Annotated in this window: 15 protein-coding genes and 1 pseudogene; 7 read left to right on the top strand and 9 right to left on the bottom strand. The window is 70.8% G+C overall.

Features of this window, described 5'->3' with window-relative positions; genetic code table 11:
• The first annotated feature begins 154 nt into the window (after window positions 1–154).
• The 4 genes from AB0N81_RS22565 (at window position 155) to AB0N81_RS22550 (ending at window position 4,742) form a co-directional block, all read left to right on the top strand.
• Entirely contained in the window at window positions 155–1,123 is a 969-nt protein-coding gene (locus tag AB0N81_RS22565) for a hypothetical protein (protein WP_365360997.1), read from the top strand.
• Window positions 1,120–2,250, top strand: coding sequence for an FAD-dependent oxidoreductase (locus AB0N81_RS22560; RefSeq protein WP_365360995.1), 1,131 nt, complete (start codon window positions 1,120–1,122; stop codon window positions 2,248–2,250). The genes AB0N81_RS22565 and AB0N81_RS22560 overlap by 4 nt, the downstream gene beginning before the upstream one ends.
• 72 nt (window positions 2,251–2,322) lie before the next feature.
• Window positions 2,323–3,381 carry an AMP-binding protein gene (locus AB0N81_RS22555; RefSeq protein ID WP_365360992.1) on the top strand — a complete coding sequence of 353 codons (1,059 nt, stop codon included), beginning with the start codon at window positions 2,323–2,325 and terminating at the stop codon, window positions 3,379–3,381.
• Complete coding sequence (locus AB0N81_RS22550) at window positions 3,381–4,742, top strand: aldehyde dehydrogenase family protein (RefSeq protein WP_365360990.1); 1,362 nt, start codon at window positions 3,381–3,383, stop codon at window positions 4,740–4,742. The genes AB0N81_RS22555 and AB0N81_RS22550 overlap by 1 nt, the downstream gene beginning before the upstream one ends.
• Window positions 4,743–4,768: 26 nt before the next feature.
• Here the strand turns inward: AB0N81_RS22550 and AB0N81_RS22545 are convergent.
• Together AB0N81_RS22545 and AB0N81_RS22540 are read right to left on the bottom strand one after the other, a co-directional pair.
• A pseudogene (locus tag AB0N81_RS22545) lies at window positions 4,769–5,395 on the bottom strand (histidine phosphatase family protein); the annotation flags it as partial.
• A 133-nt stretch (window positions 5,396–5,528) separates the two neighbouring features.
• Window positions 5,529–6,410, bottom strand: coding sequence for an LLM class F420-dependent oxidoreductase (locus AB0N81_RS22540; RefSeq protein ID WP_365360988.1), 882 nt, complete (start codon window positions 6,408–6,410; stop codon window positions 5,529–5,531).
• A gap of 147 nt (window positions 6,411–6,557) precedes the next feature.
• On the opposite strand from AB0N81_RS22540, the gene AB0N81_RS22535 reads away from it, so the two are divergent.
• Together AB0N81_RS22535 and AB0N81_RS22530 are read left to right on the top strand one after the other, a co-directional pair.
• Complete coding sequence (locus AB0N81_RS22535) at window positions 6,558–7,430, top strand: aldo/keto reductase (RefSeq protein ID WP_365360986.1); 873 nt, start codon at window positions 6,558–6,560, stop codon at window positions 7,428–7,430.
• A 200-nt stretch (window positions 7,431–7,630) separates the two neighbouring features.
• A complete protein-coding gene (locus tag AB0N81_RS22530) occupies window positions 7,631–8,956 on the top strand; it encodes a cation:proton antiporter (RefSeq protein WP_365360984.1) in 1,326 nt (441 codons plus the stop codon).
• 111 nt (window positions 8,957–9,067) lie between these two features.
• On the opposite strand, the gene AB0N81_RS22525 is transcribed toward AB0N81_RS22530, so the two are convergent.
• From AB0N81_RS22525 to AB0N81_RS22495, 7 genes are all read right to left on the bottom strand, one after another.
• The gene (locus AB0N81_RS22525; RefSeq protein ID WP_365360982.1) at window positions 9,068–10,300 is read right to left on the bottom strand and encodes a cytochrome P450; all 1,233 of its coding nucleotides are present in this window, start codon (window positions 10,298–10,300) and stop codon (window positions 9,068–9,070) included.
• A gap of 13 nt (window positions 10,301–10,313) precedes the next feature.
• Entirely contained in the window at window positions 10,314–11,531 is a 1,218-nt protein-coding gene (locus AB0N81_RS22520; RefSeq protein ID WP_365360980.1) for a cytochrome P450, read from the bottom strand.
• Window positions 11,528–12,139, bottom strand: a complete 612-nt coding sequence (locus AB0N81_RS22515) for an ATP/GTP-binding protein (protein WP_365360978.1) — start codon at window positions 12,137–12,139, stop codon at window positions 11,528–11,530. Before AB0N81_RS22515 ends, AB0N81_RS22520 begins: the two co-directional genes overlap by 4 nt.
• Window positions 12,117–12,473 carry a DUF742 domain-containing protein gene (locus tag AB0N81_RS22510; protein WP_365360976.1) on the bottom strand — a complete coding sequence of 119 codons (357 nt, stop codon included), beginning with the start codon at window positions 12,471–12,473 and terminating at the stop codon, window positions 12,117–12,119. The genes AB0N81_RS22515 and AB0N81_RS22510 overlap by 23 nt, the downstream gene beginning before the upstream one ends.
• Window positions 12,470–12,904, bottom strand: coding sequence for a roadblock/LC7 domain-containing protein (locus tag AB0N81_RS22505; RefSeq protein WP_365360974.1), 435 nt, complete (start codon window positions 12,902–12,904; stop codon window positions 12,470–12,472). Before AB0N81_RS22505 ends, AB0N81_RS22510 begins: the two co-directional genes overlap by 4 nt.
• A 2-nt stretch (window positions 12,905–12,906) precedes the next feature.
• Entirely contained in the window at window positions 12,907–14,259 is a 1,353-nt protein-coding gene (locus AB0N81_RS22500; RefSeq protein ID WP_365360972.1) for an ATP-binding protein, read from the bottom strand.
• Between the two features lie 553 nt (window positions 14,260–14,812).
• A complete protein-coding gene (locus AB0N81_RS22495; protein WP_365360970.1) occupies window positions 14,813–15,949 on the bottom strand; it encodes an aminotransferase class V-fold PLP-dependent enzyme in 1,137 nt (378 codons plus the stop codon).
• Between the two features lie 202 nt (window positions 15,950–16,151).
• On the opposite strand from AB0N81_RS22495, the gene AB0N81_RS22490 reads away from it, so the two are divergent.
• Window positions 16,152–17,993, top strand: coding sequence for an APC family permease (locus AB0N81_RS22490; protein ID WP_365360968.1), 1,842 nt, complete (start codon window positions 16,152–16,154; stop codon window positions 17,991–17,993).
• Window positions 17,994–18,104: the final 111 nt, after the last annotated feature.

Below are 18,104 nucleotides of genomic sequence, written 5' to 3'. Positions count from 1 at the left end.
GTACGCACAGCCGTGGCACAGGCCGCGGGCGTCGGGGTGGGCAGTTGACCACAATAGGGGGGTGATTAGGGGTGGGGCCGAGCTTGATCGCCGGTACGTTGAGGACCGATCACAGGGAGTTTTCGCACAGGTCAACTGAACGAAGGGGAAAGTCTTGTCTGAAACGTTCTCCGGCCGGCACCTCGAAATCGCCTGGCCCGACCTGGGTATCACCGTGACCGCGGAACTCGACGGCCGAAACGCCGAACTCGCGGACGTACTCTGGGATTCGTTGCCCTACCAGAGTCTTCAGGGACACGCGTTGGTGGCGGGCGAGCATCTCTATCACGCGGCTCCCATACCTTCGCTGCTTCACGTGTCCCCCTCGGTTCGTATACCGGATCGACGCGACGCTCCCAATGGGACCGTATTCTGCTCCGCGTTACAGCATTTGGGCATCAAGTACGGCACGTTGACCGAACCGATGCCCGCAGCCCCGGTCGGCCAGATCCGGCAGGAGGACATTCCGGCGCTGCTGGAGGCCGGTCGGGAGATCTGGGATTCGGTCTATTCCACGAAGAAGGCGATCCTCGCGGAAGTCCGCAAAGCGGGATCCGAAGGCGGCCACAGCATTCCGGAACTGACCGCCGCCGATCCCGAAGCGAAGCGTCTGATCCACGATGTGCACACCGCGACCGAGCGGGCCTGGCTGACCGCACCACAGGAACTCGCCGATCTCCACGAGGGATTGATCCCTTCCGGGGCGGGCAGCTTCGATACGGTGCTGCCCACTCTGTTGTTCGTCAACGGAGAGACGCGCCCGTTGGGATATGCCACCTATGGCGGTCTGGTCCGGGCCGCGGTCCAGGGCATGCCGATGGATTCGCTGCGGCACATGACGCGCCTGCTGGTCGGTGTGCCGGCCGAGTTCCTGGGCTACTGCGGCCTGGAGCAGCTGTGGAGTTTCACCCAGCGCTTCCTGGCCTGCCTCGACCAGCTCGAGCGCGACGACTTCCTGAACGTGGTCAGCCAACTGGCCCTCTACGTCAACTGCCTGGGCGGGTGGAACCTGCACCTGTACCCATGGGACTCCGCGGATCACCTGCGCCAGCTGCGCACCGGTGAACCGGTCAGCCAGTCGTGAGCAGGCTTCCCCAGCGCGCGGACGTCGTCGTCATCGGCGGGGGCGTCATCGGCACCTCGATCGCGTGCCAACTCGCCGAGTCGGGTGTCGGCACCGTGCTGCTGGAGCGTGGCGCGCTCGGATCAGGGTCGTCCGGTACCACCGCGGGCGTTGTGCGCACTTACTTTCCCGGCAACGCGCTCATCAGCAGCCTTGCCGTCCGGAGCCTGGAGGCCTACCGCGCCTTCGCCGAACGGACCGGAACCGACCTCGGTTTGACGCGCATCGGACTGCTCGTGCTGTTCACCGACGAACAGCAGGTGCGGGACTTCCGACGCACCCGGGCCGACCAGCAGGCGGCCGGAGTGGACGTCGAACTCGTGACCCCCGCAGAAGCGGCGCGGCTCAACCCGCTGGTCGACGAGCGAGCCGTCCTGGCGGCGGCCTGGTCGCCCGAGGCCAGCGCCTGCGACCCCGCCGCGATCGTGCGCGGCTATGCCGCGGCCGCCGAGCAGGCCGGCGCGATCCTGCGCACGGAGACACCCGTCACCGGCATCGACCCGGACGGACGGGTGCACACGCCTGCGGGCAGCATCCGCGCCGACACCGTCGTCTGCGCGGCGGGGCCCTGGGCGGGAACGGTCGCCGCCATGGCCGGCGTGCGCGTTCCCGTCACCACGTACCCCGTCGAGATGCTCCTGACCGACAGCCCCGACAGCCCCGACACCCCCGACAGCGCCCCACGTGCCCCTCTGCCGATGACCATGGACCCGTCCAGCCTACGGATCCGGAGCTGGGACGACCGCATCCTCGTCGGGATGGGCCGCCCCGCTCCGGACGAGACCCGGGAGGCCTGGCTGCGCCGGGTGTCCCGCCAGGTCGGCACCACCTACCCGTCGCTCGCCGGCAGCGGCCTCGACCACGGCTGGCGCGGAGACCTCGACGTCAGTCCCGACGGGATGGCCTTCGTCGGCCGCGACAGCTCCCGCCCGTTCGTCTACGCGGCCGGATTCTCCGGTCAGGGACTGTGCCAGGCACCTGCCGCCGGAGAGATCGTCCGAGACCTCGTGCTCGACAAGGAGTCCTGGATCGACACGTCCGGCCTCTCCACGGCCCGCTGCCCCGATGGTCCGGCCGAGGCCGGGTGAGAGCGCCGCGAACGCTCGGTCGACGAGGCAGCAGCCGCGGGCATTTGTTCATTTCTTTCGAGAGGGAAGTCCATGGTCGAGCACACCGGCAAAGAGTTCGTCCGGGAGATGATGCGGTGGCACTTCAGCCCGGAGACCGGGTCGTCGTTCTGGCTCGAACGGGCCAAGACCCTCGACTTCGATCCGCTCGACGACGTCCGGGATTTCGACGATCTCGGCTTGTTCCCCAATGTGGTGGACGAGCTGCGTGACGTCGGCGTCCGTGAGCTGATCCCCCGGGGCTACGGCGACCGGCACGAGGTGTCCGTCTACGAGAGCGGCGGCACCACGGGGCAGCCCAAGCGCGTGCCGTACGCGGCGGAGTGGCACCGGCGCAGTGTCGAATGGTTCAGCGAGCGGCTGGACGCACACGGCGTGCCCCGGGATGTCGACTGGCTCAGTGCGGTTCCCTGCGGACCGCACAACGTCGGCGCGATGGCCGCCGACGCCGCGATGGCCCGGGGCGGGCTGAACTTCAGCATCGACCTGGACCCGCGATGGGTGAAGAAGGTGATCTCGATGGGCCGGCCGGAGATGGCCGAGGCCTACACCGACCACCTCATCGAACAGGTCGGACACATTCTGGCCAGCCAGGAGGTGGGCGTCCTCTTCGCCACCCCGCCGATGCTGGAGCGCCTCGCCCAGCACGACGATCTGGTCGAGCTGGTGGACCGGAAGGTGCGCGCGATCATCTGGGGCGGTACGCATCTGGACGCCGACACCCGGGACCTGCTGCGCGACGAGGTGTTCGCGAGCACCAGGTTCGTCGGCGGGTACGGCGGCACGATGATGCTGGGGACCTCGGTGGAGAGGCCCGGACTCGGTGACGACGAACCGTGCGTGTTCGACTCCTTCGCCCCGTACACCACGTTCCGGGTGATCGACCCGGACACCGGCAAGGTCGTCCCGTACGGCGAGCGCGGGCAGATCGTCGTGCATCACATGAGCCGAAGCGCCCTGCTGGTCAACAACATCGAGCGGGATCAGGCGACCCGGATCGCACCGCTGGACGGCGGCTTCGGTGACGCGGTCGCGGACGTCACCCCCGTGGCGTCCTTCGGTGACACTCCCGTGGTCGAGGGTGTGTACTGATGCTGTCCCTTGACGTTCTCGGCCCCGGCGGCCCCTATCGGTCCCGGCGCCAGGAGACCATTCAAGGCCCCACCGGAGACACGGTCGCTTCACTGAGCCTCGCGCCCTCGCTGTATGTCACCCGCGCGATGAAGGCGCTGCGCCGAGCGCCCGCGCTCCCCGCCGACACCCGGATCGCGGCGCTCGCCCGGGCGGGCCGGGCCTTCGCCACGGGGACCGTCGCAGGGCTGACGGCGCAGGAGTACCAGCACACCGTCAGCGTGGCCACGGGGATACCGATCACGGTGGTGCGCGGTGCCACCGACGACATCGCGCGGGCCGCCGAGCTGATCCATCTCAGCGTGGAGAACGCGCGGCCCGCCGGTGCCGTCGCCTCGTGGCGCGATCCACGGGCCCGGGACGGTGCGGCGGTGTGGACCCGGCGCGGTGAGGTGTTCGCCGTCCACGCGGCGGGCAACCATCCGGCGGTGCACCAGGGTTGGTTCGACGCCCTCGCGCTCGGCTATCGCGTTGCCGTACGTCCCTCCCGGCGCGAGCCGTTCACCCCGCACCGGCTGGTCACGGCTCTGCGCGAGGCCGGTTTCGGCGACGAGGGGATCGCGTTGCTGCCCACCGACCACCACGTGGCCGGCGACATTCTGCGGCACGCCGACCTCGGCATGGTGTACGGCGGCGCGGACGTCGTGAGCAAGTACGCGGGCGATCGACGCGTGCTGCCGCAGGGCCCGGGGCGCTCCAAGATGCTCATCACCGCCGAAACCGAGTGGGAGCCGATCCTCGACACCATCGTGCAGTCGATCAGCGGTGGCGGCGGCGTCGGCTGCGTCAACGCCACCGGAATCCTGGTCGAGGGCGACCCTTCCCCCGTGGCCGCGGCGATCGCCGAACGCCTCGCCGCACTGCCCAGCCTGCCCGCGACGGACGAACGCGCCGTCCTGCCCGTGATGCCGGTCGAACCCGCCCGCCGGTGGGACGCGCATCTGCGGCAGCGGGCCGCGGGCACCAAGGCGTGGCTCGGCGGAGACGGCATCGTAGACGAACTCGGCGACGGTTCCGCGGTGCTCCGGCCCGCGGTGCACCAGCTAGACAGCCCGTTCGCCGAACAGCTCGGGACGGAGCTGAACTTCCCCTGCGCCTGGGTCGCGCCGTGGGACCGCGACGCGGGTATCCGGCCGCTGCGCGACACCCTCGTCCTCACCGCCGTCACCACCGACGCGGACCTGATCGACGAGTTGGTGGCCGAACCGACCATCGCCAACCTCTACGTCGGGGACCATCCGACACCGTGGATGGAGCACGGGCTGCCGCACGACGGCTACCTCGCCGAGTTCCTCATGCGAACGAAGACGTTCCGACGCTGACAGCGGCAGCTGTCAGTGAGGAGCTGTCAGTGAGGAGCCGTCAGGTGCGACGTGTCGTTCAGCGATCGCACGGACGCTTTCCCGCCCCCGTGGTAGGCCACGGCCGACAGTGAGGCCGCCGACAGCTCCATCCGGAACAGCGACTTGGGCGGCGCGCCAAGCGCCAGCCGTATCAACGTCCGCAACACTCCGACGTGGGAGACGACCAGTACTGTCTGCCCCTCGTACCTAGCCAGGAGCCGGTCCCGCGCGAGCGAGGCCCGGCGCGCGACCGCGGCGAACGTCTCCCCGGTCCCGCCGGGCACCGCGGACGGAGAGGCGAGCCACGCCGCCATCTCGTCCGGGAAGCGCTCGTGCACCTCGGCGAACGTGAGTCCCTCCCAGGCGCCGAAATCCGCCTCCGTGAGCCCTTCGTCGATATGGACGTCCAAACCCAGCCGGCGTGCCACTGTCCCGGCCGTCTGCCGGGCCCGGCACAGCGGCGAGGACACGACCGCCTGCACCGCGCCGCGTGCCGCGAGCATCTTCCCGGCGGCCTCGGCCTGCCGCTGCCCCGTCTCCGACAGCGCCGGGTCGGAGCCGCCACTGCCGGACAACCGCTTCTCCGGTGTCAACGCCGTCTCACCGTGGCGCAGCAGCAGCAGGGTCGTGGGGGCGCTCCGGTCGGCGGCCGCGGGGTGCACGCGGGCCGCTCCACGACTGGTCCCGGAGCCGGTGCGCATCGGATCATCCCTTTCGGTCACAGCCGTCGCCGACGGCGTCGTGGCGAGTGGCGAAGTGTGCGATTCAGCGCAGCGCGGCGATGACCGGCGCGAAGTTCTCCATGTTGTATTCCATCACCGTGAAATAGGTGAAGCCGTAGCGCTCACGGCGCTCCTTGATCTGCTGCGCCATCTCCGCCGGGGTGCCGACCAGCACGCTGGGTGGCTCCTCGGTGCTGTGTGCGGCGTCGGGCGGCACAGGGGCGAACCTGTCGGGCAGCGCGGCGCGTTCGGCGGGCGGAATCACCTCCTGCACCAGGAGATTCAGCTCCACGGCGTCGGCGCGCTCCCCGAGCAGGCCGCGCACGTAGGCGACCCGTTCCGCCGTCTGGTCGCTTCCGGCCAGATGGAGCGCATCACCGGTGGTGCTGGCCCAGCCGCCGGGGAAGGCGATGATGTCGGCGTGCGTCGCGGCCAGCCGCAGCAGCCGGTCGCCCCAGCCGGCGATCAGCAGCGGTGGCCCGGACGGCTGGGCCGGACGCGGCTGATATTTCTCGTCCTCGAACAGGCGGCGCAAGGTGAGGACGGTCTGTTCCAGCTGTTCGACGCGCTTGCCGCCGCTGGGGAACGGTATCTCCGCCGTGTCGAACTCGGCCTTCACATAGCCCGCGCCGAGCCCGAGTTCCATGCGTCCGTCGACGAATTGGTCGGTGCTCGCCGCGTCACGCGCGAGAAGGACGGGGTTGTAGAACGGCGTGTTCAACACGAATGTACTCAGCCGTACCCGTTCGGTCGCTTCGGCTGCGAGCACTATTGCCGGAAACGGCGCGGAGAACTCCAGATGATCGGCGACCCCGACCACATCAAAACCGAGTTCCTCGGCTCTGCGGCACTTCGCGCTCCACTCGCGTCGCGAACCGGGAACGTACATGTTGACACCGAAGCGTAAAGGGCGCTGCGAAGACATTGTGCCTGTCTACCATACGGTGATCTTCCCGTCATCCCGCTGGGCAAAACAACATCAACTCATGGGCCATGGCGGCGTGTTCGGCCTACAATCGGCTTCAACTTCACCAGTGCTCCCGCAGTTCCCCAGGGGAAAGAGATGGGCCATATGAGCGACCGGAACACATCCCGTCCCGCAGACGCCTCCGGCACCTTCGCCATCGGCGGAGACCGCACCGTCAACCGTCTCGGCTACGGCGCCATGCAACTCACCGGACCCGGAATCTGGGGCGAGCCCAAGGACCCTGACGAAGCGATACGCGTGCTGCGGCGCGCGGTCGAGTTGGGCGTCGACTTCATTGACACGGCGGACTCCTACGGCCCCTTCGTCAGCGAGCAGCTCATCCGCAAGGCCCTTCACCCCTACTCCGACGACCTGCTCATCGCCACCAAGGGCGGGCTGACCCGCCCCGGCCCCGACGACTGGCGCCCCATGTGCCGGCCCGAGTACCTGCGCCAGCAGGCCGAGTTGAGCCTGCGCCACCTCGGCGTCGAACGGATCGACCTCTACCAACTGCACCGCATCGACGAGGCGGTGCCGCTCAGCGAGCAGCTGGGGGAGCTGGTTCTGCTCCAGCAGGAGGGGAAGATTCGTTATATCGGCGTCTCCGAAGTGACCGTCCAGCAGCTCAAGGAGGCGTGCGACATCGCGGACATCGTCTCCGTCCAGAACCTCTACAACCTCGCCAACCGGAGCGCTGAGGACGTCCTGGAGTACGCGGAGCGCGAGAACATCGCCTTCATCCCCTGGTTCCCCCTGGCCACCGGCGAGCTCGCCCGCCCCGGCGGACCGCTCGACGTCGCCGCCAAGCGGCATGGCGCCGGCCCCTCCCAGCTAGCCCTCGCCTGGCTGCTGCACCGCTCCCCGGTGACCCTCCCCATCCCCGGCACGTCCCGGACCGCCCACCTGGAGCAGAACATCCAGGCCGCCCGCATCACCCTCACCGACGAGGAGTTCGACGCGCTCTCCGCCGCGGTCTGACCCTTCGGGCTGACGCGCCGCCGGCGAGGCTCTGGCCTCGGGCCCGCCATCGCCCACGCGCTGGTTCAGAGTGCTGCTGCCACACATGTGAGCCGCGCGCCCTCCCGTTTGCACGGGAGATTGGCGGCAATGTTGATCGCAATGCCGATCAGGGCGACGAAGCAGCCATGTGGGTCCATGGAAGGGACAGGCGCAGCACAGTGACGCTTGCCGACGGCGTGTTCGTGTGGTTGGGACTGGGAGCGCTGCTCGCCGCGGTACTGCCCCGCGTGGTGGCCGGGCGCCCGCTGTCGCTGCCCGTCGTGTTCCTGGTGAGCGGCATCGCCGTATATCTGCTGCCGCTGCCTCTGCCGGTCGTCGACCCGGTGGAGCAGCGGCTGATGACGGAACACGTCACCGAGGTCTGCGTCATCATCGCCCTGATGGGCGCGGGGCTGGCCCTGAACCGGCCCGTCGGCCCACGGTCATGGGCCTCGGCCTGGCGGCTGCTCGGCGTCACGATGTTTCTGACCGTCGCCGTCACCGCGCTGGTGGCGTGGTGGCTGCTGGACTGGCCGCCCGCCGCCGCCCTGCTGCTCGCGGCCGTCCTCGCGCCGACGGACCCCGTGCTCGCCTCGGAGGTGCGGGTGGGGGAGCCCACCCGGGACGAGCACGACGAGGACGAGGTGCGTTTCGCCCTCACCAGCGAGGCGGGGCTCAACGACGGCCTCGCCTTTCCCCTCACCTACGCGGCCGTCGCGCTGGCCGCCGCCGCGGGCGCCGGATGGTCGGCCGACTGGATCGGCGCGTGGGCGGTGGAGGACGTCGTCTTCAAGTGTGTCGTCGGCGTACTGAGCGGTCTGCTGATCGGGCGGCTGCTGGGGTGGCTGTTCTTCCGGACCCGCGCGACCGTGCTGCGCCTGTCCGAGTACAAGGAAGGATTCGTGGCGCTGGCCGCCACCTTCCTGTCGTACGGCCTGACCGAACTCGTGGGCGGTTATGGCTTCCTTGCCGTGTTCACCACCGCGTGCACCGTCCGGGCGGCCGAGCGCGCCCACGGCTTCCACAACGTGCTGCACGACTTCGTCGAGCAGGTCGAACGCCTGCTGACCGCCGTTCTGCTGTTCCTTCTCGGCGCCTTCGTCGCGCTGGGCGGCCTGGCCCCCCTGACCTGGCAGGGCGCCGTCACCGCGCTGCTGCTCCTGCTGGTGGTCCGGCCGCTCGCCGGCTGGGCGGGGCTGCTGGGCGGACGTCTGCGGGGCCGGGAGCGCTGGGTGGTCGCGGCCTACGGCATCCGCGGCATCGGTTCGCTGTACTACCTCGCCTACGCGCTTGGCCGGCAGGACTTCCCGGTGCCGGAGCGGGAGTTGTGGGCGGTGGTCACCTTCACGGTGCTGGTCTCCGTGGTACTGCACGGACTCACGGCGGGCCCGGTCGTCTCCCGGCTGGACCGGCGCCGCACCACCGGGAGCGACATCCGACCGGGGAGGCTGTCGCGCCCGTTCGGTATGGCGTCGGGCCGCAGGCGCGGTGCGCCGGACAGCTGAGGGAAGTGCTCGTGCCGGTGCGCGGCGGGCCCGGAGCCATGAGGCCGTGGCCGACTGTCCGTCGGCCACGGCGACTCTGAGGCTGCCGTATCCGTGCGCTCCCGGCCGACGTCAGGCGGTGGCGGGCCCGAGACGGACGGGCAGGGACTGGTGGCCGTTGCTGAGCAGGGAGCCGAGCGGCTTCAACTCAGCGGCGGGCGTGGCGAGTTCGAGGTCCGGGAAGCGGTCGAAGAGCAGGCGCAGGGCCGTGCTGACCTCGAGGCGGGCGAGCGGGGCGCCGAGGCAGAAGTGGACGCCGTGGCCGAAGGCGAGGTGCTCCTTGACCGTGCGGTTGATGTCGAAGTCGTCCGCGCTCTCACCGTGCCAGTCGGGGTGACGGTTGGCGGCCGCGTAGGAGGCGAGTATGGCCTCGCCCTGGGCGATGGTCTGCCCGTCGGACAGGACGATGTCGGTCACCGCGAACCGCAGGGGCAGGTGCCTGACGGCCGGTTCGAGACGCAGGGTCTCCTCGACGGCCTCGCTCCAGTCGACCTGGCCCGACTTCAGCAGGGCGAGCTGGTCGGGGTGGGTGAGGAGCTGGGTGATCGCCTGGTCGATGACGTTGACGGTGGTCTCGTAACCGGCGCTGATCATGAGCAGCAGCGTGTCGCGGAGTTCGTCCTCCGACAGGCCGCCCTCCTCGTCCTCGTCGCGCGAGGTGATCAGCAGAGAGGTCATGTCGTCGCCGGGTGCGGTGCGTTTGGCGGCGATGAGCAGATGGAGGGCTTCGTAGAGCGCCTTGGTGTTGGCCTCGGACTCCGCGGCGGTCAGGGTGGTGTCGAAGACGCCGTCGACGACCCGGCGGAAGGCGTCCTGCTGCTCGGCCGGTACGCCCATGAGGCGGCTTATGACGGCGATGGGCAGCGGGTAGGCGAGGTGCTCGCGCAGGTCGACGGTCTCGCCGGCCGGGAGTGCGGCGAGGCGGTCGAGGATGCCGGTGACGACCGTGTCTATGCTCTCGCGCAGCGCGGTGATGCGGCGGTGGCTGAAGGCGGGGGCGACCATGCGGCGCAGGCGGCGGTGGTCGGCCCCGTAGGCGGTGAACATGTTCTCCACCGCGACCCACAGGGCCAGCGGCCATCGCTGGACCGTGTCCGCGAACTCCGGCCAGTGGGCGCGGGCGTCCTTGGAGACGCTCGGACTGGTCAGCAGCTCCTTGAGGAGAGCGGGGTCGGAGACGGACCAGGCGGTCACGCCCAGGATGTCGACACGGACCGCCTGGCCGTGCGCCCGCAACCGGCGGTGCTCGTCGTGCGCGCGGGCTCCGGTGGGGTCGAGGGTGATCGGCTGCGTGGGCACGGCCATGGTGGTGGTCCCTTCAGACGGATGCGGCGGTGGGGAGCGTGGGGAACAGGACGGGCAGAGCGGTCAGCGCCCGGTGGAAGGGCCCGGGGCGCCAGACCAGGTCCTCGGGGGCCGCGGCGAGGTCCATCTCGGGCAGCGCGTCGAGGAGGTGGGTGATGGCCGTCTCGGCGATGAGGTAGGCGTGCGGGCGCGCCGGGCAGGCGTGCGGGCCGGTGCTCCAGGACAGGTGGGCGCGGTTGCTGGCGATGCGCTGGTCCCCGAGGGCGGGGTCGTTGTTGCAGGCGGTCATCGAGATGACGACGGGCTGGTGCGCGGGCAGCAGGAATCCGTCGACGTCGACCGGGTGCGGCGGGTAGCTGATGCAGTAGTTCGCCAGGGGCGGGTCCGTGTAGAGCACCGTGTCGAGCGCTTCGCGGACGGAGGAGCCTCCCGCGTGCAGGTCACCGGAGAACTGGTCGTCGACGAGGATGCGGAGGACGGTGTTGGCGATGAGGTTGGTGAGGGGCTCGATGCCGGCGCCGTAGAGCGTGACGAGCTGATGGGCCATCTCGACGTCGTCTAGGGCAGCGGCGTGCGCGAGGAGCCGGGAGGTGATGTCGTCCCCGGGCTGCCGCCGGCGCAGGTCCACCAGATCGGCGACGGCCTCGGAGAGGATCTGGTTGCCGCTGGCCGCGTCCACCCCCTCGAAGATCTTGGCCATGCCGTCGGCGATGCGGCGGCCCATCTCGTCGGGGCAGCCGAGCAGGGCGCTCAGCACCCGGAAGGCGATGGGCCAGGCGTACTGGGTGAGCAGGTCGGCGCCGTCGGAGTCACGGAACTCGGCGATGGTCGCGTCGGCGACCTGCTCGACCAGCGTGCGCAGCCGGTGCTGGTCGACGGCGTCGATCGCGGCGGTGTTCGCCGACCGGTAGCGGGTGTGCTCGGGCCCTGTCGAGCGCAGCGCGTTGGGGCGGTGCTCCATCATCGGGCGGACCGGGCAGGTCTCGGGGACGGACTGTTCCCAGACGCGCGGGTCGGCAGGGAAGCGCAGGGGGTCGTTGAGGATGCGCCGGGCCTGGGCGTAGCCGATGACGAGGGTCGCCGGGACCCCGGGGATGAGGTCGACCGGCACGAACGGCCCGAACTCGGCCCGCATCCGCGCGTACGCGGCGTGCGGGTCGGCCGCGAACTCGGCCTCGTACAGGGCTGTCCGGCGCTCGGTCACCGCGTCGGTCGTGGTCGGGCTGGTCACGGGCGGGGCTCCAAAACGGGTGCGTGCAGGTCGGACAGGTACTCGCAGAGGGTGATCAGGGCCAGGACGCTGGAGGTGCTCTCGCGCGCGTCGCACGTCGTCAGCGGCGTGCCCGGGTCCAGGTCGAGGGCCTGGCGGATCTCGTCCAGGTCGTAACGCGGCGCCCCGTCGAACAGGTTGACGGCCACGGCGTACGGGGTGCCCTGCTCCTCGTGGAGCGCGAGTATCTCGAAGGACGCCTCCAGGTTGCGGGTGTCGACCAGGACCAGCGCGCCCAGGGCGCCCTCGGTCAGCCCGGCCCACATGGGGCGGAAGCGGCCCTGACCGGGGGTGCCGAACAGGTACAGCGCCAGGGACTCGCTCAGATGCAGGCGCCCGAAGTCCATGCCGACGGTCGTGGTCGTCTTCCGCGGGGTGCGCGCCAGATCGTCGACCCCGGCGCTGGCCTGAGTGATCCGCTCCTCCATGCGCAGCGGCGGGATCTGGGAGGCGCTGCCCACGAACGTCGTCTTGCCGACGGCGAAACTCCCCGAGATCACGATCTTCGCGGACCGGGTCACGCCGGGTGGCACATAGATGAGGCCGTCAGACGAGGGCGCGGAGACCACGCAGTACCTCCTGGAGCAGATCGGTTTGGGGTTGGTCCTCGTCGGCGGCGACGGGGCGGGCCAACAGGCCTTCGTCGATGAGCGATGAGACGAGGATGCGTACCGTGGACGGAGGGAACTCCAGGGCGGCCGCGATGTCCGCGACCGCCAGACCACCGCCTCCGGCATGGGTGAACAGGCCCATCACCCGCCGGGCGTCCGCGCCCAGGCCCTCACTCGAGCCGCTCGCGGCGAGCAGCACGGTCTCCAGGCGCACATCCGGATCGGCACGGACCCGTCCGTCGGTACGGACATAGGGTCTGACGAGGTCCGGGTCCCGCCGCGGGCCGCTCACGTCGTCGGCAGGCCGAGCTCAGACGGCCGCTGGGGCTGGTGCGGCTGCCGCGGCGCGACCTTCATCTCGTGGCCCACACGCTGGGCCAGCTCCAGCATGTGATGGGTGATCAGGCCGATGTCCGCGTCGGGGCCGCTGGTCTGCACCGACAGCATGGTGTTGCCGCCGGCCTGGGTGATCAGGCCCACGTGGTTGGTCAGCTCGATCAGCGCCTGCCGGGTGCCCCCGCCGCCGGTCTCCTCGTCGTACGCGAGCGCGGCGGCGCGGACGGCCGCGGTGATGGCGGCGAACTTCTCCGCCTCGTCCTGCCCGATCCCCGAGGTCCGGGAGTGCAGCAGACCGTCGGAGCTCATCAACACCGCGTGCCGGACGCCGTCGAGGGACCCCAGTGAGCGGTCCAGCAGCCAGCCAAGTTCGTTGCCGGTGGTCACGGTCAGGCTCCTTCGTGCGTGGTGGTCGTGTCTTCGGTGCGTGCGCTGCGTGTCCCCTTCGCCCAGGCGGCGGCGATGGAGGGGCGTCCCGGCGCCGCGGCCTGGCTCTCGGACGACGACCGCGGGCTCACGGCGGCGGACGTCCGCGACCGGCCGGCGGGGGTCCGGGACCGGACGGTGAGTCCGCTGGCAGTGGTGCGCTTGGCGGGGTCGGGCTCGTCGACCGTAGCGGAGGCGGGGGCGGGTGTGGGCGGGGCGGACGCGGTCAACAGGCTCTTGGGGATGAACATGTACACACGTGTGCCACCGAACGGGTTCGGCGCCTCCAGGTCGATCCGGAACCCGTAGTCACCGGCGAGGGCCGCGGCCGCCCGCAGGCCGGTCTGCGGGTGCGCGCCGAGCTGGTTGATGTCGTCGCGCCGGACACCCGTCAGGATCTCCCTGGCCCACGTCAGCTGCTCCTCGTTCATGCGCAGACCGGCGTCGTCCACGATGACCGAGACGCCGTGGTGCCCTTCCTGGAAGGCCACGTGCACCCGGGCGGAGGAGGGGGAGTAGCGCACCGCGTTGTCCAGGAGCACCGCAAGCGCGTGGACGACGGGTCCGACCGCCCGGCTGGTCAGCGTGGCGTCGAGCTCCTGGTGCTCGACGCGCTCGTACTCCTCGATGCTGCCCATCGCGGCCCGCACCACATCGGTCAGCGGGGTGGCCGGCCAGCGTCGGGACAGCTTGCCGCCGGACAGGACCACGTAGTTCTGGGCGACGAGCAGCATCTGCTGTGTGGGGTGGTCGATGCCGACCAGCGTCTCGTACGCCTCGTCACCCTCGTGCCGCCGCACGCCTTGACTGACTCGCTGGCTCAGCTTCGAGGCCATGCCCACCATCGCGGAGGAGACGGCACGCACCGCGGCCCGGCTGGATTCCTCGGCCGTCTGCCGCGCGCGGGTGACCTCGTCCTGTGCGTCCTTGCGGACCTCGTCGATCTGGGCGCTGGTGCTGGTCTGCGCGTCGTACTGGACCTTGCGCACCGTATGGGCCGCGGAGTCGGCGAGCTCCGTCAGCCGCTGCGCGAGCGCCGTGTTCACCAGCGCTTCGGGCAGCTCTATGTCGACTCCGTGGCCGGTGCCCTGACGCTCCGCCTCGGCGCCGAGACGGGGAATCACACCGCCGGCGAGCTGCGCCAGCACGTGCTCGGTGGCGCGCTGCTGTGCGGCGATCTCCTCGGCCTGGCCGCGGAGGCGGCCGCTCGTGGCGCGCTCGCCTCGGTACTGGTCCCAGAACCGCCAGGCCGCGCCGCCGGCGGCCAGGGCCAGCACCGAAGGCACCACGGTGGTGGCCTGTATCAGGTCTGTCATCACGTCCTCTGGAGGTGTCATAGGGGGTGAGGCGGCCACGTGCCGCCGGCTGGACGGGGTGACTGCGACGGCCGCGGGACGGGCCACGGCCGACAGCCCGTCCGGCCCGCCGGGGTCACAGCGGGCACGCCGCCCGGCGGTGACTGCGAATGCGGGCCGATCACGGTTGTCCTTGGGCTGTCGGGGTCCGGCACGGACCGGGGGAGAGGCCGCGCCGGGGTGTCGCCGGATGGGGGGTGGGGGAGGGGGCCGACTACGGAAGGAGCCACCCGGGTCGCCGGATGGTCCGGGAGACCGGCCGGAGAGAGGGCGTCGCCGGGAAGCCGAGCCAGTGGGCGTATCGAGGCCGTGTCGAGGGCCCGACCTGTCTCACTGCGCTCATCAACACTTCCTGGTTTTTCCTCGGTCGCGGCAGCCTTCCCGCGGCACACGTTTTTGGCCAATCAGTGGCTGAATGAAGCCAGTTGGCCGTCGCTCGTCAACGATATCTTGTCGTGTCCATCGCGGTCACCAGGTGACCACGTTCCGGAACCGATGCCTCTACTTGGATTTCTCATCGCCCCTCCAACAGGGGTCTCAGCGCCGCCGCGAGGCGTTCGTACTCCGTGGACACGTTGTAGATCTGCCCGCAGACACGGATGCCGCCACCGCCCGGCCACGGCCAGATCAGCACACGGAATCCCAGGCGGGCGGCTATCTCCTCGCGCAGGGCCGCCGCCTCCGCGGGCGTGCGGGCCAGGCTGGCCGGCAGCCGCAGCGCCCGCATGGCCAGGCGTTCGTCGGCGGGCAGCGGCCTCAAGGACGGCAGCGCGCCGAGGAGCTCGGCGCCGTGACCCGCCAGAGCGCTGTTGTGACCGCGTACGCGGCCGGGCCCGAGGGAAGCGATGAGGTCCAGGCCCTCGGGGGCGGCCAGCAGGCCGGTGTAGTCGGCGGTGGCCCGGTACTCGACGGCGCGGGGGAAGCCGCGGTCGTCCTCCCACGAGGGCACGGGCGCGGGCACCTTGTCCCGGTGGGCGGGGGAGACGGCGAGCACCGCGCTGCCCGGCGGGGCGTACGCCCACTTGTGCAGATTGCCGAACCAGAAGTCGGGGGCACCGGCGAGGGGGTCGGGGAGCATGCCGGGGGCGTGGGCGCCGTCGACCACGGTCGTCACCCCGCGCTCCGCGAGGTCGGCGAGGAGTCCCGGGGTGGCGATGAACCGGGCGGTCGGCGAGCTGATCTGGTCGAGCAATGCGACGCGTGTACGCGGGGTGAGACCGGCGAGGACCGCTTTGCGCACCGCCTCCTCGTCGGGGAGGGCCGGGTCCAAGGGCACGGTGACCACACGGGCCCGGCGGGCGGCGGCCGCGACGACTGTGCCGTATCCGTGGTCGGTGACCAGCACTTCGTCGTCCGGCGCCAGACGCAGGGCGTCGAGGGCGAGGCCCGCGGCCTCGGTGGCGTTGGTGACGAGGGCCAACCCGGCGGGGTCGGCGCCCAGGTGGGCGGCGATCCGGGCGCGGGCCTCGGCGAGCCGGTCGGGGACGCCCAGGAAGAAGGCGTCCGGATCGGCGGCGGCCTCCCGCGACAGACGCCCGTGAGCGTCGGCGACGGGGGCCGGGACGGCCCCGAAGGACCCGTGGTTGAGGTGGGCCACCTCGGAGCTGAGCCGGAAGAGCTCGGCGCCGCCGGGGAATTCCGTGGGAGTCACGCACCGATCTTCTCAGGACGAGGCGCCGTCCGGTACCCGCTCCCGTCAGTGCGGCGTATGGAACGGACCACGCGGCATGAAGGACCCGTAAGGGACGGGCCCTCGCCGGCGCGAACGGACGGAACCTGAGCGCACTGACCAGTGAAGCGCCAGTGAAGTGCCCGTGAAGTGCCCGCGAGGGCGCGTGAAGGAGTGCGCGTACATGTCCGTCCTGACTGCCGAGCCCGGCACCGTCTCCGCCCCGGAGGAACCGCCGGACACCGGCGAGAAGCACCGGCTGACCGCCCTGACCGGGCTCGCCGCGCTCTCCCTCGACGCGATGGCGTCCGTGGCGTACGGGCCGGAGGCGATCGTCCTCGTCCTCGCCGCGGCGGGCGGCCACGGCCTCGGGTTCACGCTCCCCGTGACCCTCGCGATCGCCGGACTGCTCGCCGTCCTCGTCGCCTCGTACCGTCAGGTGATCGCCGCGTTCCCGGACGGCGGTGGCTCCTATGCCGTGGCCAAGCGGCACTTGGGGCGTCGTACGAGCCTGGTCGCCGCGGCCTCTCTCGTCCTGGACTACGTGCTGAACGTCGCGGTCGCCGTCACGGCCGGGGTCGCCGCGCTCACCTCCGCCTTCCCGGAGCTGTACGACGACCGGCTGGTCCTCTGCCTGGGAGTGCTCGTCCTGATCACCGCGGTGAATTTGCGCGGCATCGTCGAGTCCGCGAAGCTCTTCATCGCGCCCACCGCGGTCTTCGTCGTCGCGATCTTCACGCTGACAGCCGTCGGCCTGTTCCGGGACGCCCCCGTCTCGACGGCGACCGCCGAGGGCCATGCCGCGGTCCTCGCGGACAACGCCACGACGGTGGGCGCCCTGCTGCTGCTCAAAGCCTTCGCGGCCGGGTGCTCGGCGCTGACCGGTGTCGAGGCCATCGCGAACGCCGTGCCCTCGTTCCGTGAACCCCGGGCCAAGCGCGCCCAGCACGCGGAGGTCGCCCTCGGCGCTCTGCTCGGCGCGATGCTGATCGGGCTCGCGGTGCTCATCTCCCGTTTCGGCCTGCGGCCGGTCGAGGGCGTCACCGTCCTCGCGCAGCTCGCGGACGCCTCCCTCGGGCACAACTGGGCGTTCTACGTCATCCAGTTCGCGACCATGGTGCTGCTCGCCCTGTCCGCGAACACCTCCTTCGGCGGTCTGCCTGTCCTGCTGGAACTGCTCGCCCGCGACCATTTCCTGCCGCATGTCTTCGCGCTGAAGGCGGACCGCCAGGTGCACCGGCACGGCGTGCTCGCGCTCGCCGCCGTCTCGGCCGCGCTGCTGCTGTTCTCCCGCGGCGACACCAACACGCTCGTACCGCTCTTCGCGATCGGCGTCTTCGTCGGCTTCACCGTCGCGCAGACCGGCATGGTGCTGCACTGGCACCGCGAGCGCGGCCCCCGATGGCTCGGCAAGGCACTGCTCAACGGCCTCGGCGCCCTGCTCACCGGCGTCGGCGCGGTGGTCGTGACCGCCACCAAGTTCCACGACGGCGCCTGGCTGATCGTGGTCGCGCTGCCGCTGCTCGTCCTCTCGTTCGAGACCGTCCACCGCGCGTACGCGAGGATCGGCGAGCGGCTCGGTATCGGCCGCGTACCCGAACTGCCGCACCGCGACCACTCGTTGGTGATCGTCCCGGTCGGCGGTCTGTCCAGGCTCACGGGCGAGGCGCTGAACGCGGCGGTCTCGCTCGGCGACGAGGTGCGGGCGGTGACCGTGACGTACGACGAGCCCGAGGACCGCGAGGCCGCGGCCGCGCTGCGCCGCGACTGGGAGCTGTGGAATCCGGGCGTCGACCTGATCGAACTCCGGTCCCGCCACCGCACGGTGGGCCGCCCCGTGGCCGCGTACGTCAAAAGGATCTACGACTACCACCCGGGCACCCGGGTCACGGTCCTCATCCCCGAGACGGAAGCCTCCCGCCTCTGGCAGCGGATTCTGCAGAACCAGCGGGGCACGGTCGTGGCCCACGCCGTGCGCCGCGACACGGACGCGACGATCTGCCGCCTCCGCTTCCGTCTGACGTGAGGACCGGCTGAGGTGTCGTGAGGTACGGCTGAGGGAGGGGGGCGGGGCACCGGCGATTTCCGGCCGCCGACCGGAGGCCGGTGTCGACATTCTTCCCCGTTACGTCTATGA

It is taken from the genome of Streptomyces sp. NPDC093510, from assembly GCF_040683555.1.
Taxonomy (GTDB): Bacteria; Actinomycetota; Actinomycetes; order Streptomycetales; family Streptomycetaceae; genus Streptomyces.
This window is presented reverse-complemented; position numbering and strand designations above follow the sequence as displayed.